This window comes from Chitinophaga dinghuensis (assembly GCF_003259435.1).
In the GTDB taxonomy this organism is placed as follows: domain Bacteria; phylum Bacteroidota; class Bacteroidia; order Chitinophagales; family Chitinophagaceae; genus Chitinophaga; species Chitinophaga dinghuensis.
Window position 1 is genome coordinate 283,566 of sequence record NZ_QLMA01000001.1, and the last position, 14,272, is coordinate 297,837.

10 protein-coding genes are annotated in these 14,272 nt (G+C 43.8%); 6 read left to right on the top strand and 4 right to left on the bottom strand.

All coding sequences use genetic code 11. The features are described 5' to 3' along the window. Positions 1 to 31: 31 nt before the first annotated feature. From CLV59_RS01135 to carA, 4 genes are all read left to right on the top strand, one after another. A complete protein-coding gene (locus tag CLV59_RS01135) occupies positions 32 to 1,027 on the top strand; it encodes a DNA-directed RNA polymerase subunit alpha (protein WP_111590163.1) in 996 nt (331 codons plus the stop codon). 101 nt (positions 1,028 to 1,128) lie between these two features. Next, the gene (gene rplQ, locus CLV59_RS01140; RefSeq protein WP_111590164.1) at positions 1,129 to 1,611 is read left to right on the top strand and encodes a 50S ribosomal protein L17; all 483 of its coding nucleotides are present in this window, start codon (positions 1,129 to 1,131) and stop codon (positions 1,609 to 1,611) included. 188 nt (positions 1,612 to 1,799) lie between these two features. Then, a complete protein-coding gene (locus CLV59_RS01145) occupies positions 1,800 to 2,627 on the top strand; it encodes a hypothetical protein (protein WP_111590165.1) in 828 nt (275 codons plus the stop codon). Positions 2,628 to 2,763: 136 nt separating this feature from the next. Beyond that, a complete protein-coding gene (carA, locus tag CLV59_RS01150; protein ID WP_111590166.1) occupies positions 2,764 to 3,876 on the top strand; it encodes a glutamine-hydrolyzing carbamoyl-phosphate synthase small subunit in 1,113 nt (370 codons plus the stop codon). 833 nt (positions 3,877 to 4,709) lie between these two features. Here the strand turns inward: carA and CLV59_RS01155 are convergent. Both CLV59_RS01155 and CLV59_RS01160 read right to left on the bottom strand, forming a co-directional pair. Continuing rightward, positions 4,710 to 5,912: a pyridoxal phosphate-dependent aminotransferase gene (locus CLV59_RS01155; RefSeq protein WP_111590943.1), complete on the bottom strand. Its 1,203-nt coding sequence runs from the start codon at positions 5,910 to 5,912 to the stop codon at positions 4,710 to 4,712. A gap of 127 nt (positions 5,913 to 6,039) precedes the next feature. After that, positions 6,040 to 6,441 carry a DUF1573 domain-containing protein gene (locus CLV59_RS01160; RefSeq protein ID WP_111590167.1) on the bottom strand — a complete coding sequence of 134 codons (402 nt, stop codon included), beginning with the start codon at positions 6,439 to 6,441 and terminating at the stop codon, positions 6,040 to 6,042. Between the two features lie 201 nt (positions 6,442 to 6,642). On the opposite strand from CLV59_RS01160, the gene CLV59_RS01165 reads away from it, so the two are divergent. Both CLV59_RS01165 and CLV59_RS01170 read left to right on the top strand, forming a co-directional pair. Further along, the gene (locus CLV59_RS01165; RefSeq protein WP_111590168.1) at positions 6,643 to 9,045 is read left to right on the top strand and encodes an alpha-ketoacid dehydrogenase subunit alpha/beta; all 2,403 of its coding nucleotides are present in this window, start codon (positions 6,643 to 6,645) and stop codon (positions 9,043 to 9,045) included. A 258-nt stretch (positions 9,046 to 9,303) separates the two neighbouring features. Next, on the top strand, positions 9,304 to 10,623 hold the full coding sequence (locus CLV59_RS01170; RefSeq protein WP_111590169.1) for a DUF3472 domain-containing protein: 1,320 nt from the start codon (positions 9,304 to 9,306) through the stop codon (positions 10,621 to 10,623). Positions 10,624 to 10,695: 72 nt separating this feature from the next. Here CLV59_RS01170 and CLV59_RS01175 read toward each other — a convergent pair whose 3' ends face one another. Then, positions 10,696 to 12,117 (bottom strand): M57 family metalloprotease, encoded by a 1,422-nt coding sequence (locus CLV59_RS01175; protein WP_111590170.1) that lies wholly within the window; start codon positions 12,115 to 12,117, stop codon positions 10,696 to 10,698. Between the two features lie 382 nt (positions 12,118 to 12,499). Then, on the bottom strand, positions 12,500 to 14,260 hold the full coding sequence (locus tag CLV59_RS01180) for a RagB/SusD family nutrient uptake outer membrane protein (protein WP_111590171.1): 1,761 nt from the start codon (positions 14,258 to 14,260) through the stop codon (positions 12,500 to 12,502). Positions 14,261 to 14,272: the final 12 nt, after the last annotated feature.

Here is a 14,272-nt window from a genome sequence, read left to right on the forward strand (position 1 = left end):
TCATATTTAAACTCATAAATCTATCATATCAATGGCGATTTTAAATTTCCAGAAACCTGATAAGATCGTATTGCAGAAGTCTACCGACTTTGAAGCTCAATTCGAATTCCGACCATTAGAACCAGGTTATGCTGTGACTATCGGTAATGCGTTGCGTCGCGTGCTGTTGTCTTCCTTGGAGGGCTATGCCATTGTGGGTATCAAGATTGAAGGAGCAGATCATGAGTTCGCTACGCTGAAAGGTGTTACTGAAGACGTTACTGAGATCATCCTGAACCTGAAACAGGTTCGTTTCAAGAGAATCTCTGAGAATGATGTAACGAACGAAAAGATCACGCTGTCGATCAAAGGTAAAACAGAATTCCGTGCGGATATGATCGAAAAAGCTACCAGCTCTTTCCAGATCATGAACCCGGAACTCCTCATCTGCACACTCGATCCTTCTGCAAAGATGGACATCGAACTGACTATCGGTAAAGGCCGTGGTTATGTTGCTGCTGAAGAGAACAAACCTAAAGATGCAGTGTTTGGCTACATCGCTATTGACTCTATCTTTACGCCAATCAAAAACGTAAAGTATAGCATAGAAAATACCCGTGTGGAACAAAAGACCGACTATGAGAAACTGATCATGGAGGTTGTTACCGACGGTACTATTCACCCTGAAGAAGCAGTGAAACAAGCTTCCCGCATCCTCATTCAGCACCTGATGATCATCACCGATGAGAACATCAGCTTTGATACCAAAGACGCTGAGAAAGAAGATGTAGTGGACGAACAAACACTGCAACTGCGTAAGATCCTGAAAACACCACTGGAAGATCTCGATCTGTCCGTACGTGCATTCAACTGTCTGAAAGCAGCGAAAATCAACTCTCTGAGCGAACTGGTACAGTACGAGCAGGAAGAACTGATGAAATTCAGAAACTTCGGTCAGAAATCCCTGAGCGAAATCGAACAAGTACTGGGCGAAAGAGGTCTGCACTTCGGTATGGATCTGTCCAAACTGAAACTCGACGAAGAATAATCTTTATATCCCCTTTTCATCAAAAGTGTGAAGGGGATTCTTATTTCTAATAAAAGTACCCTGCAATTCCTGACACGGTGCAGGGGGTAAAACAAAATGTCATGCGTCACGGAGTTAAATTAAACAAATTAAGCAGAACTGCTTCCCACCGTAAAGCCCTGATGTCTAATCTGGCTTGCGAACTGATCAGCCACAAACGTATCACTACTACACTCGCTAAAGCGAAAGCACTGCGCGTGTATATTGAGCCTATGCTGACCAGAGGTAAAAACGACTCTACTCACAACCGTAGAATCGTGTTCAGCTACCTGCAGGACAAAGAAGCCATCAAAGAACTGTTCGGTGTTATCAGCGAAAAAATCGCTAACCGTCCAGGTGGCTACACCCGTATCATTAAACTGGGTAAACGTGTTGGTGATAACGCAGAAGTTGCGATGATCGAACTCGTTGACTTCAACGAAATCTACGGTAAAACTGCAGAAGCAGATAAAGCTCCTGCTAAGAAAACTCGCCGCGCTGGTGGTGCTAAGAAAAAAGCTGAAGGTGAAGCATCTGCTGAAACCCCAGCTGAATCAGCTGAGTAATTTATTTATAGATTACAATATTTGGAAAAGCCTCGCATTATACGCGAGGCTTTTTTATTACAGAAAACTTGCCATCTCCCTAAATTTCCCTTCTATACCTATCTTCTCTAATTAAGAAATTATATATATTTATAATTAGTAGTATATTTATTGTGTCGACGAACGCTGCTTATAACCATACCAGACCTATGAAACACCTTCTTTGTACCAGCTGTAAACACCCTAATCCTGTGAAATCGGAATACCAGACCTTCTGTGAAGGCTGTGGGAAGAAGCTGCCCAATACATTTGCTGACTGGCGGCAATTACATCCAATGGCCAGTTTTGAGGAATTCCGGGAAACAGTGGGAATTACCATAAAATCGCCCAGAAAGAATAGGTTCACTGCCTGGATGAGGGAACAGACTTTACCACAGAACAGGGCGAAAGTGATTATTTTCTTTACGCTTCTCTTTGTATGTATCGCTACGGCGGGTACCCTCTTCGGGAAGAAAGCTGTGTACTCTTTATTATATCCTAAGGCGCCTAAATCGGTCCTTTATGCCAACTGGACAACAGCTACTATAGGTCGCCAGCCAATGACCATTAGCACCCCTCTTAAGCTCTGGGTACACGATCAACCTTTGCAACCAGATGAGGCTGGTAAAGTGACATATGCCAAAAGCTACCGGAATGAGGATGGTGGCGGCGTACAGATTGCTGTTAGTCTGATCACCTATTCGGATAGTATAGGAAATACATTGGACAGAGCGTTGGCTATCTCCCGAAATGAACTGAAAGAGAATAAACAACTTGCTGAAATTCAATCTTCTCCGGTGCCTGTTCTAATTTCAGGACTCCAGGGATCATTGGAAGAAGGCACTTATTTGTATCAAGGGGCTATACGACTGGGATTTTCTGATTTGGTGATTGTACGTGGAAAAAGCCGTTGGCAGATACATATCAACTATCGTGACGATGATCCAAATGGCCAGGAAGTGGCTAGAAGAGTACTGAAATCTGTTAAAATTAAATAGACAATAAAAACTGAGGCAAAAAAAATCTGTAATTAACCGTTGCATTTCATAACTTTGCACGGTTTTTTATCCGAACCTTCCTGGGCCCAAGCCCTCGAAGGTTTTTTTTAAAAATAAAACAAGACAGATACCAGAAATGCCTCAGACGAGAACCATCCAACCTGCCATACTGCTGTTAGAAGACGGTACGGTTTTTCAGGGAAAAGCTTTTGGGAAAATTGGCACTGCTGCCGGTGAATTAGCTTTCAATACCGGTATGACGGGTTACCAGGAAGTGTTTACTGACCCTTCTTACAAAGGACAGGTGCTGATTATGAACAACTGTTACATCGGTAACTACGGTACTAAAACCGATGATGTAGAAAGTAGCAGTGTGAAGATCAGTGGTCTGATCGCTAAGAATATCGCGTATAACTATTCCCGGAAAATGGCTGATGAGTCCCTGGAAAAGTTCCTGACCGATAACAACCTGGTAGCAATCTATGATGTGGATACCCGTGCATTGGTTACGCATATCCGCAGCAAAGGCGCCATGAACTGCATTATCTCTTCTGAAATTCTGGATGTAGAAAAACTGAAGGAAGAACTGGCGAAAGTGCCATCTATGGAAGGTTTGGCATTAAGTCAGGAAGTGAGCACCAAAGAGGCTTATACCCTTGGCGATCCTGAAGCGCCTATCCGCATCGCGGTAATGGATAATGGAGTGAAGCGTAACATGCTGAAATGCCTTTCCGAAAAAGGAGCTTATCTGAAAGTATTCCCAACGGATTCCAAATTCGAGGAAACAGAAACTTTCCAGCCACATGCTTACTTCATTTCTAACGGTCCTGGTGATCCGGCTCCGTTGAAGTATGCGATTGACACTGTAAAACAGATCCTGGCGGCAGAGAGACCTTTGTTCGGTATTTGCCTGGGTCATCAGTTGCTGGCATTGGCGCACGACATTCCAACTTACAAAATGCACCATGGTCACCGCGGTCTGAATCATCCGGTGAAAAATCTGCAAACTGGTCTGTGTGAAATTACTACCCAGAACCACGGTTTTGCAGTAGATGCTAAAGCGGTAGAAGCGCATCCTAATGTGGAAGTGACGCATATTAACCTGAATGATAATTCTGTTGAAGGTATCCGCATTAAAAACAAACCGGCATTCTCTGTGCAGTACCATCCGGAGTCAACTCCTGGTCCGCACGATAGCCGTTATCTGTTTGATGATTTCTTTACGATGATTAAAGCTAACATGAAGTAATACTTCGGTTGTTTTAAATATAATTTATGAGGTCCCGTTACTATCAAGTAGCGGGATTTTTTTTTGCGGTCTTGTCCGTTCATACCGAAGGCATGTACGGACAAGACCGATATTTTTTATTTTCCTTCGTGCCCTTGGCACGAAGGAAAATGTGAGGCTGGTATAAAATGAGACGGTCCCGAAGAGTCGGGACCGTTGCATTTTAAAATTCCACGTTATGAAAACAAACGAAAATATCACCATGCTAGGCATGGGTATGTTCCGCCGTTTTATTACATAACAATATTATAAAAAAATCAGGTGTAATAGTGAAAAGACGTGTGTAAATTTTTCGATTTAGTATGAAAACGCCACGAAAACAGGGAAATCCGGGACGAAATCCGTTTGTAGGGCAAAAAAATACGGCTCTGTGATCAGAGCCGTTTGCCTTTATAAATTCCACGTTATGAAAAACTGATACAAAAATACGATATTTTGCTAAAACGTTTTAGTAAAACTTTGTTTTTTACAGATTGCTGATAATTCAATCTTTTCAATCTTGTAAACTTAGTGATTCAAAGGTCGGACCAAAAAAACGTTTCGAAAAATTCTACAGGTTAAATAATTCTTAAACAAGTTTAGATTTTGCAGAACCTATCGTATGTGTAAATATTTTTATGTTTGAATTTTTTCGTGCTTTTGTTCTTTCTGTATCAAATATACAAAAGTAAAAACGAAAAATGCAAGAGGTGGACCTAAAATTTTGTGTGTTTTGTACAGAAAACGATATATAAAATTATTTATAATTTGTTTTGCGCACATTATTTAGGACCACCTCTTGAAAAAGCGGGTAATTATTTTATTTCAGTACGACCTGGATATACTTTCAGCGCTTCTGCCAGGCAGACCATTGCATGACGAATATCTTCCAGATTCAGTACATACGCCAATCTAACCTCATTTTTACCAAGGCCTGGAGTAGCATAGAAACCAGTAGCTGGAGCCATCATAACTGTCTGACCGTCATGGGTAAACTGCTCCAGAATCCATTGACAGAATTTATCAGAATCATCAATTGGTAACTGTGCCATCGCATAGAAAGCACCACCTGGATTAGGGCAGAAAACGCCAGGAATATCATTCAGCATTTTTACCAGGAGGTCGCGGCGACTCTGATATTCCGCTTTGATACCATCGAAATAATCAGCAGGCAGATCCACTGCAGCCTCACCCGCAATTTGGGCGAAAGAAGGAGGACTTAATCTCGCCTGTGCGAATTTCATAGTAGCATCGAGGACTTCCTGATTTTTGGTTACAAAAGCACCAATACGGCCACCGCAAGCGCTGTAACGTTTGGAGATAGTATCCATGATGATAACATTGTTATCCAGGCCCTCCAGGTTCATGGCGCTGAAGTGTTTGCCGGTATAGCAAAACTCGCGGTATGCCTCATCAGAGAAGAGATAGAGGTTATGTTTCAGACACAGCTGTTTCAGGACTTCCATTTCTGCTTCGCTGTAGAGGTACCCAGTTGGATTATTCGGGTTACAGATCAGAATAGCGCGGGTGCGGGAAGTAATGGCTTTTTCAAAATCTTCCATAGCAGGAAGTGCAAAGCCAGTACTGATATTAGCAGTGATCGTTTTGATTTTTACTTCTGCTTCTACTGCGAAACCATTGTAGTTCGCATAGAAAGGCTCAGGTACGATGATCTCATCTCCTGGGTCCAGGCAGGCCATAAATGCGAAGAGAATCGCCTCAGAACCGCCGGTAGTCACGATAATCTGGTTGTGCGTTACATCGATATCAAATCGTTTGTAATATTCAGTCAGTTTACGGCGATAGCTCTCATTTCCTGCGCTATGGCTGTATTCTAGGATTTTGAAGTCGGAATGACGCACTGCATCCAGAATTGGTTTTGGTGTTTCAATGTCCGGCTGACCGATGTTCAGGTGATAAACCTTTACACCTTTTTTCTTTGCAGCTTCTGCAAATGGGACAAGTTTTCTGATAGGAGAGGAAGGCATTTGCTTACCTCTCTGGCTAATGGTAGGCATAAAATTGTTTTGATTCTTTTGCAGTGCAAAGATAGGAGAAATAGGTGTCTGGAAGTCCAGATAAAAGGGAAACAAAAAAGCCTTACAGTTGGACTGTAAGGCTTTTTTTATGAGAAGTAATTTTTACTTATTTGCTTGCTGGGTTTCCAACTGTTCCGGTGAGGTGGAGTTCTTTATCAGAATCTACTCCTCTGAATTTAACCCAGATGGTTTTGTTCTGCTGGCCGATGCTGCTAGCATTGTAGTTCGCAGTTACTTTACCTTTTTTGCCAGGCAGGATGGGCTCGGTAGTCCATTTTGGAGTGGTGCAACCACAGCTTGCGCGTGCCGCTTCGATCAGAACCGGTTCTTTAGAGATATTGGTGAATTCAAAATCTACAGAAACTGGTTTGTTCAATTCAGTTTTACCGAAATCAATGGTTTCTTTCGCAAATTTAACTTTAGTATCAGCAGGATTCTGAGCTTGTTGTGCCCACAGCGCTGTTGAAATCATCAAAGTTGCAAATAGGGATAGAATAAACTTTTTCATTTTTTATACTGGTTTTAAAAGCGACTGGTTAAAAAAAATTAATTTGTTGCTTGTTCCGAAACAAATTTACGGCCAAAAACTATTAGATACCTTACAATTTATTAAATTCTTATTAAAAAAATCAGATTATTTTAAATGTGAATTTTTCAGGCATTTCTGAACTGTATAATTAACCGTACTTTTGTGCTTTAACCAAGAGGCATGATAGAAAATAACGAACTCGCTATGAATATAGAAAGCCGGTTGTCATTCGAAGAATTCCGTAAGGAGGTGTTAAATGACTACAGGTTGGCCTGCGAGAGCAGGGAAGTTAGTCTCCTCGCCCGTAAGGAGGTACTTACTGGTAAAGCTAAGTTTGGCATTTTTGGCGATGGAAAGGAAGTGGCGCAGATAGCGATGTCCAAATATTTTCAACCGGGGGATTTCCGCTCAGGTTACTATCGCGATCAAACTGTTGCATTTGCCACAGGCATTGCTAATCCTGAACAATTCTTTTCGCAATTATATGCAGATCCGGATGTAAATCATGATCCGTTTTCCGGTGGCCGCCAGATGAATTCTCACTTCGCTACTCCAAATATGGATAAAGAAGGGAACTGGTTACCATTGGCGGACATGAAAAACTCTGCTGCAGATATGGCGCCTACCGCTGGTCAAATGCCACGTGCATTGGGCCTGGCGCTAGCTTCCAAGCTGTTCCGCAAAGTGGAACAACTGGAAGACATGACACATCTTTCCAACCATGGAAATGAAATCTGCTTCGCTACCATCGGTGATGCTTCTACTTCTGAAGGTCATTTCTGGGAAACCATGAATGCTGCTGGCGTATTGCAGGTTCCTTTGGCTGTTTTTGTATGGGATGACGGGTATGGTATCTCCGTACCACGTAAATATCAGACTACCAAAAACTCTATTTCCAAAGCGCTGGAAGGTTTCCGCAAAGCAGATGGTACCAACGGTTTTGATATCTACAATCTGAAAGGTTGGGATTATGCCGGTATGTGTGAAATTCTGGAGCCTGCGATTCGCAAGATTCGTGAAACACATACGCCTGCGCTTTTCCACGTAGAAGAAATCACGCAGCCACAAGGTCACTCCACTTCCGGTTCCCATGAGCGTTATAAGAGTAAAGAGCGCCTGGCCTGGGAAAAAGAATTCGACTGTAATGGAAAAATGCGTTCCTGGATTTTAGAGAATGCATTATCAGACGAGGCTACGCTGATTGAAATTGAAGCCGCTGCCAAAACAACCGCTCAGGATGCCCGTAAAGCTGCCTGGGAAAAATATATTGCACCAATTAAGAACGAAGTGCAGCAGTTTATCGCACTGGCAACTCCTGTAGAAGCAGTAGCCGGAGCTAAAGTTGATTTCGTTCAGCAAACTATTCGCGAACTGCAGGCTAATCGTGAGCCACAGCGTCGTGATATTTTAAAAGCAGCAGCCAGTATCCTGGTACGTCACAAAGCGCTGAAAAATGATCCTGCAGTTCAACAACTGCAAGCTTATTACGATACTTACCTCGCACAGGAAAAAGATAATTACAATTCTTTACTCCATGCAACTGGTATCAACTCTGCATTGAATGTACCGGTAGTACCTGCAGAATTTGGTGCAGAACCTACTGTTATCAACGGCTATGAGGTATTGAATAAATACTTCGATCAGCTGTTTACCAATAATCCTAAAGTCTTTGCATTCGGTGAAGACGTTGGTAAAATTGGAGACGTAAACCAGGGCTTTGCTGGCTTACAGCAAAAGCATGGCGGTTTCCGTATAGCCGATACCGGTATCCGTGAACTGAGTATCATGGGACAAGGTATTGGTATGGCGCTGCGTGGACTTCGTCCTATCGCGGAGATTCAATACCTGGATTACCTGTTATATGGTCTGCAACCACTCAGCGATGATGTGGCCTCTTTGCAGTATCGTACGAAAGGCGCTATGTATTGTCCCCTGATTGTGCGTACACGCGGTCACCGCCTGGAGGGTATCTGGCATAGCGGTTCTCCGATGGGTATGATTATCAACTCCCTGCGCGGTATGCATGTATGCGTTCCACGTAACATGGTGCAGGCTGCTGGTATGTACAACACCCTGCTGCAAGCAAATGAACCGGCATTGGTAATTGAATCTCTCAACGGGTATCGTCTGAAAGAACAACTGCCAGTAAACCTGGAAACTTTCACAGTGCCTTTAGGTATTCCTGAAGTGCTGAAACAAGGTGATGATGTAACTATCGTTACTTATGGTTCCATGACAAGAATTGTGGAAGAAGGCGTAGCTACGCTGGAAGAGCTGGGAATCTCCTGCGAAGTGATTGATGTACAAACATTACTGCCGTTTGATATTAACCATATTATCGTAGAATCATTGAAGAAGACGAACCGTATTCTCTTCACGGATGAAGACGTACCTGGTGGCGGAACTGCTTATATGTTCCAGCAGGTAATGGAAAATCAGGGCGGTTACCGTTGGTTGGATGTAGCACCTCGCACCTTGAGTGCACAGGCGCATCGTCCGGCTTATGGTTCTGATGGCGATTACTTCTCCAAACCAAATGCGGAAGATATCGTTCGTGTGGTGATGGAAATGATGGAAGAATAGTCGTAAGACTTTGAATATTAGGGAGAAGGCCAGTCGTCAGACTGGCCTTTTTTCATTTCAGCCGGGCTGGAGGCTCTGTCATAATTCTGCCAGAAAAGAGGAGATCATTTAGTTTTATTAAAGGTGGATTTTACTTTTATTATTGTTGACGACCCGAACCCGCGTTTTTTTTCAGTGAACAAGTAACAGTGAACTGGTTATTCCTTTTGTACATGGAGCACTCCTCAATAATCACTAACCAAAATCCACATCACTCACATGAAAAAGCACCCTATTATTTTGCTTTGCCTGTTACTGTCGGCATGCGCAAAGTATAACAGCAGTGAACTACTTTCCAAGCAAAGTACTGTTTCAGAAGGCATTACGCCATTATTAACCGCTACAGACACCGTAACCCTATACTCTAACGGGTACGTATATCCGAAAGATCAGAGTAATGGTTACGGATCAATTGGCGCCAATGGTTTAGGCGCATGGACGGATAGCGCTGGTATTACCAGAGTGTATTTTTATCCCACTACCACAGGAAGTATTAATGTATCGGTTCGTGTGAAAGCGCCCTCCAATACTAATACATTGCGTATCCGACTGGACAGCTCCGGGACGAGTTATAATGTAGTGGTTAATCAAACCTCTTCTTATGTAACGTTGAATGTAGGAGCGTTCAATATTTCGTCGGCTCAGTATCATTGCATAGAGATCAAGGCAGTGACCAAGAATGGCACGTATCTCCCGGATGTTCAATCTGTTATTATCACCAGCTCTTTGGGACTGAAATACAATAAGAGTCAGTATCGTAGTGCGCCCGCTACCCATCTGAGTTACAAGTATCCTGGCGATAGCGCTATTTCCTGGTTTTATACAGAAGTAAATGTACCAGCAGGAGCAGATCCGTTGAATGCGTATTATATGACCAATGGCTTCTGGGACGGCTATTTCGGTATACAGGTAAACGGGCCAACTGAAAGAAGAATTCTCTTTAGCATCTGGAGTAATTATGATACTAATAATCCGAATGAAATTCCGGCAGATTATGCCGTTACATTGGTGCGAAAGGGAACCAATGTCGTGAGTAATCAGTTTGGCGGCGAAGGTTCTGGCGGGCAAACCTACCTGGTGTTTCCTTGGGTGACGGGTAATACGTATAAAATGCTTGTAAATGCGGAAGCCTCCGGTACGCATACACTCTTTACTGCCTGGTATTATGCGCCGGAAAATGGCGCCTGGAAACTCCTGGGAGAATGGGATAAATCGAAGACCAACGGGCAGCTACTTGGCGGATTATATTCTTTTGTGGAAAACTTCGGTAGTAATGGGCAGGACTTCTTCAAAGCGAGGTATGGTAATCAATGGGTAAGGACCAAATATGGCAATTGGATTGAAGTAACACAAGCCTCCTTCAGTACTACTGCCAGCGATGCGGCACATCAGCGTTATGATGAAGGAGCCGGCGTTGAAAACAGTATGTTGTATATGTACAGTGGCGGTTTCCGTCAGGTGGGTAACAGTGTAGGCGTAATCTACACCAGGCCTGCAACGGGTACTCCGCCATCCGTAGATCTGACTACGCTTCCATAAATGTAATGCTCCATGTAAAAGAAGAAGCACGGTAGCATGCTACCGTGCTTCTTTTATGAAAGTAAATATGTATTAGTAATTAGTAACTGTGGATATTCCCTGGAAAGCGGCGGCGTTGCTGTTGCTGCCCACAGATACGGTATTGTCTTTATACCAGAAGTAGCGCCAGTCGGATGTTTCAGCGATGCCCACTGCTCTGATATCTGAATATGATTTTCCAGCAGGGAGTGTGTAGGTTTGGGAAGCGCTGTAGTAACCCAGGTCTGTGGAGTTACCAACAGAATAGGTGCCATCATTATACCATGCATAGCATCTGCCATCCTGTTTGCTGATACTGATACCAACGATGTTTGCAGGCGTTTTGCCGGCAGGGAGCGCATATGGATACCTCGTGTTTAAGGTGGGGTAGGTATTGAGTTGATAGAATCCACCGGTACCTACATAACCATCCTTGTACCAAACGTACACGAGATTGGTATTTGCAATGCCAATTTCCGCTACATCAGCAGGGGTTTTACCTGCCACGAGACTGTAAGTATTCATCTCGCCGTAAATCCGGGTAGAGTTGCCTCTGGTAACATTGCCGCTCAGGCCCCAGTAGAAGCTACCGTCATCGATGCCGATATCTGCGCCTGCCATAGTGCTTATACTACCGGAGTTGCCGCTGGCATTAGGCGTTCTTGGGTAGAGGTAACGGGCGCCAATCAGATCATAGTTATCAAATACCGGAGATGGAGCGGTTGCAGGAATCACTGGCCACATCAGCGATTGGTTGTCGTTTGCGATGGTGCCTGGAATCAGTGATCCGCCACCACTACCATCGGAGTGAGTAAAGCCGATGACGTGTCCCAGCTCATGTGCGATGGTCATTGCTTTCAGTTCTGGGCTGAAATAATTGTAATAGGTATTAATGCGCAATGAATCGCCAGTTGTGCCATTTGATTTTGGTAAATAGGCATATGCAATGGTATTGGAAACTTCGTACCAGCTATCATTTGCCACGAGATCATAGGTGGTATTATCTGAATAAATGGTAAAGGTAATTCTGGTAGAGGAGCCGAGCAGGTTGTAATTATTCCAATATTTGATGGCATCTCTGAGGGCTTTTTTCCAGGCAGGATCATTGATGTTATCCTTAATCCGAATGTTGCTGACTATATTGCTGTTTAACAGGTAAGGCCATCTGTATTGTTCTGTTGACGGGGCTCCTGTTGAATAGGGTTTAGTCTTCATGTAACCTTGCACATCTTTCGTGGATATCAGGATGTCTCCATGCATGATGAAAGCTTGTCTGCCAGCATCATAAATAATCAGGGATTCCTTTATGCCGGTGGTTTGAGCAAGATATAATTTCATCTTACTGATTTCCTCCTCCGAAGCAGGATTTTCCTTTGTAATGGGTTGAGATTCGATGTTACCTTTTTTACAGGCAACAAAGAAGAGGGCGAGGGATACTGCTACGGTACCCGTGAGTTTCACAAACATCGATTTCATAATGATTATATGTATTTGGTTATAATGACTGAGGGTTGAATGCTACATATAGGTTTCGTTTACTCAAGATAATATGATATCTACAATAATCCAGTTTAATTTTTATCATGATAAGCAGTCCTAAATAGACGAAGCCACTGCATAGCATATAAGAGTGCTATTGCAATGGCTTCTGATGTAGATTAAAAATTAAAGCAGTTCCAGGCTTAGATAATTTCTTTTCTTTATGGCGCTGCAAAGGTGTGGGAATAATGGAAATGAAACTACAACACACCGGGGAATTAATGATTTGTTTACACTGTTTTGGGGATAAAGGGATGTAAAGGCCGCAGTACAAAACTTCACAGGTACCGATGCCGATACCTGTGAAGCGATTTTAAGGCTAATTCCAGCCCGGATTCTGGGTCATGGTAGAACCGGGTACCTGGAGCTCTGATAATGGAATAGGGGAGAGATAATCCCTGTTTATGTTGAATTTATAGCCGGAGCTCATCGCGCCTATCTTCTGATACAGTTCGATATAGCCGTTGGCATCTACCGGATAGCTGGACAACAGATTAGCAGGAACGGTATTTACCCACTGTTTCAGTTTGGCTCCTTTAGGCTTCCAACCAACGATCAGTTTGCCCATAGCGCCCCAGCGCATGATGTCGTCTCTCCTGAATCCTTCACATGCCAGTTCAATTCTTCTTTCCCGGCGGACTTCATTCAGAATAGGACTGATATTGTTGAATACCCAATTCGGATCGTTTACAATGGCGCCCATCATCAGGTTGGGCATACCTACCCTTGCGCGGGTTTTGTTGATCGTCATGTCGATGTCTGCCTGTGTCAATGATCCCAGTTCTGCTTTTGCTTCTGCATAGTTCAGCAATACTTCTGCATAGCGCATCAGGATTAACGCGGTAGTGCCCACATCGCCTGCATACTGCTGATAATAATCCGGATTATGGCCTTTGTATACCTGATAGCCGGTAGCTGGTTTACCTTCGTTGGCAGCATTGAAAGTCGGTACCTGGAAGATCAGGTTTGGAGCGCCTCCTGGCTGATTGTTGGTAACGATATGCTGACCATCGTTCACATACATGGTTTGCATCAGACGTGGATCTCTGCCGAGTACTACCTGATTCAGGGAATCATCTCCTTTGTACATCGGACTCACTGCAATCGGCTGACCATCCAGGCAGAGGTAATCATCCACGAGATTTTTAGTGAGACCGCGGCCGGCGCCACTATTCGTATATCTGTGCCAGTTATGAGTAGGACCCGTGGTCAGATTATACTGACGCCAGAACATGATTTCTTTACTGCTGGTGAAATCGGTTTGATTAAAGAGCGACCAGTAACCGAAAGATTTACCCACATTATCCAGTTGGAAAAGACCGGAGCTGATCACCGCGGATGCTGCATCTGCGGCTGCCTGCAAATATTTGTTCGGAGTGGCGCCCGCAGGTACGAATGGCGTACCCGCCAGGTATTTTTCCCAGGTGCCTTCAAACAACGCAACACGGGATTTAAAGGCCAGGGCGTATTCTTTGTATACGCGGCCAGCCTGGCTCGCAGGTTTAGACGGCAGATAAGCAATTGCACTGTCCAGATCCGCCATAATTGAATCTGCAATCACATTACGAGGTAGTCGTTTATTGAACAGTTCCGCTGAATTCGGATCGAGGGCTTTACCTACCCATGGCAGATCGCCAAAGGTTTTCATCATACCGAAGTAAAAATAAGCGCGGAAGAATTTTGCTTCGCCTACATAAGGTTTCACATTATTCCATGGCTCATTTACTTTGGAATAGTTATCCAACAGGTAGTTGATGTTGCGGAGCGTACTCCAGCCCCAGCCGCCACCACTGGATGGTACCACTGTTTCTCCATTCATCCAGGTATTGTAGCTCATGTAGATCATGTTATCAGAACCCTGGTCTGCATCCAGTCCATAAATACCAATTGTACCATAACCAGTATAAGCAGGAAGCGCGGCATAAAAACTATTGCTATACAACTTCAGATCGTTGGATGTTTTCCAGTACTGGGCATCACTGATCACTGTTTCTGGGCTTCTGTCCAGGAAATCCTTTTTGCAGGATGCCAGGCCGGCAACAGCCAGTAAACACGCGGAAATTATCTTAGGAAAACGCATATGCGGAATATT

What these genes read in the sequence shown, in the direction of transcription:
- CLV59_RS01165 (WP_111590168.1), top strand. Translation starts at nt 6,643, where the DNA reads ATGATAGAAAATAACGAACTCGCTATGAATATAGAAAGCCGGTTGTCA.
- CLV59_RS01160 (WP_111590167.1), bottom strand. Translation starts at nt 6,441, where the DNA reads ATGAAAAAGTTTATTCTATCCCTATTTGCAACTTTGATGATTTCAACA.
- rplQ (WP_111590164.1), top strand. Translation starts at nt 1,129, where the DNA reads ATGCGTCACGGAGTTAAATTAAACAAATTAAGCAGAACTGCTTCCCAC.
- CLV59_RS01175 (WP_111590170.1), bottom strand. Translation starts at nt 12,117, where the DNA reads ATGAAATCGATGTTTGTGAAACTCACGGGTACCGTAGCAGTATCCCTC.
- CLV59_RS01180 (WP_111590171.1), bottom strand. Translation starts at nt 14,260, where the DNA reads ATGCGTTTTCCTAAGATAATTTCCGCGTGTTTACTGGCTGTTGCCGGC.
- CLV59_RS01145 (WP_111590165.1), top strand. Translation starts at nt 1,800, where the DNA reads ATGAAACACCTTCTTTGTACCAGCTGTAAACACCCTAATCCTGTGAAA.
- CLV59_RS01170 (WP_111590169.1), top strand. Translation starts at nt 9,304, where the DNA reads ATGAAAAAGCACCCTATTATTTTGCTTTGCCTGTTACTGTCGGCATGC.
- carA (WP_111590166.1), top strand. Translation starts at nt 2,764, where the DNA reads ATGCCTCAGACGAGAACCATCCAACCTGCCATACTGCTGTTAGAAGAC.
- CLV59_RS01135 (WP_111590163.1), top strand. Translation starts at nt 32, where the DNA reads ATGGCGATTTTAAATTTCCAGAAACCTGATAAGATCGTATTGCAGAAG.
- CLV59_RS01155 (WP_111590943.1), bottom strand. Translation starts at nt 5,912, where the DNA reads ATGCCTACCATTAGCCAGAGAGGTAAGCAAATGCCTTCCTCTCCTATC.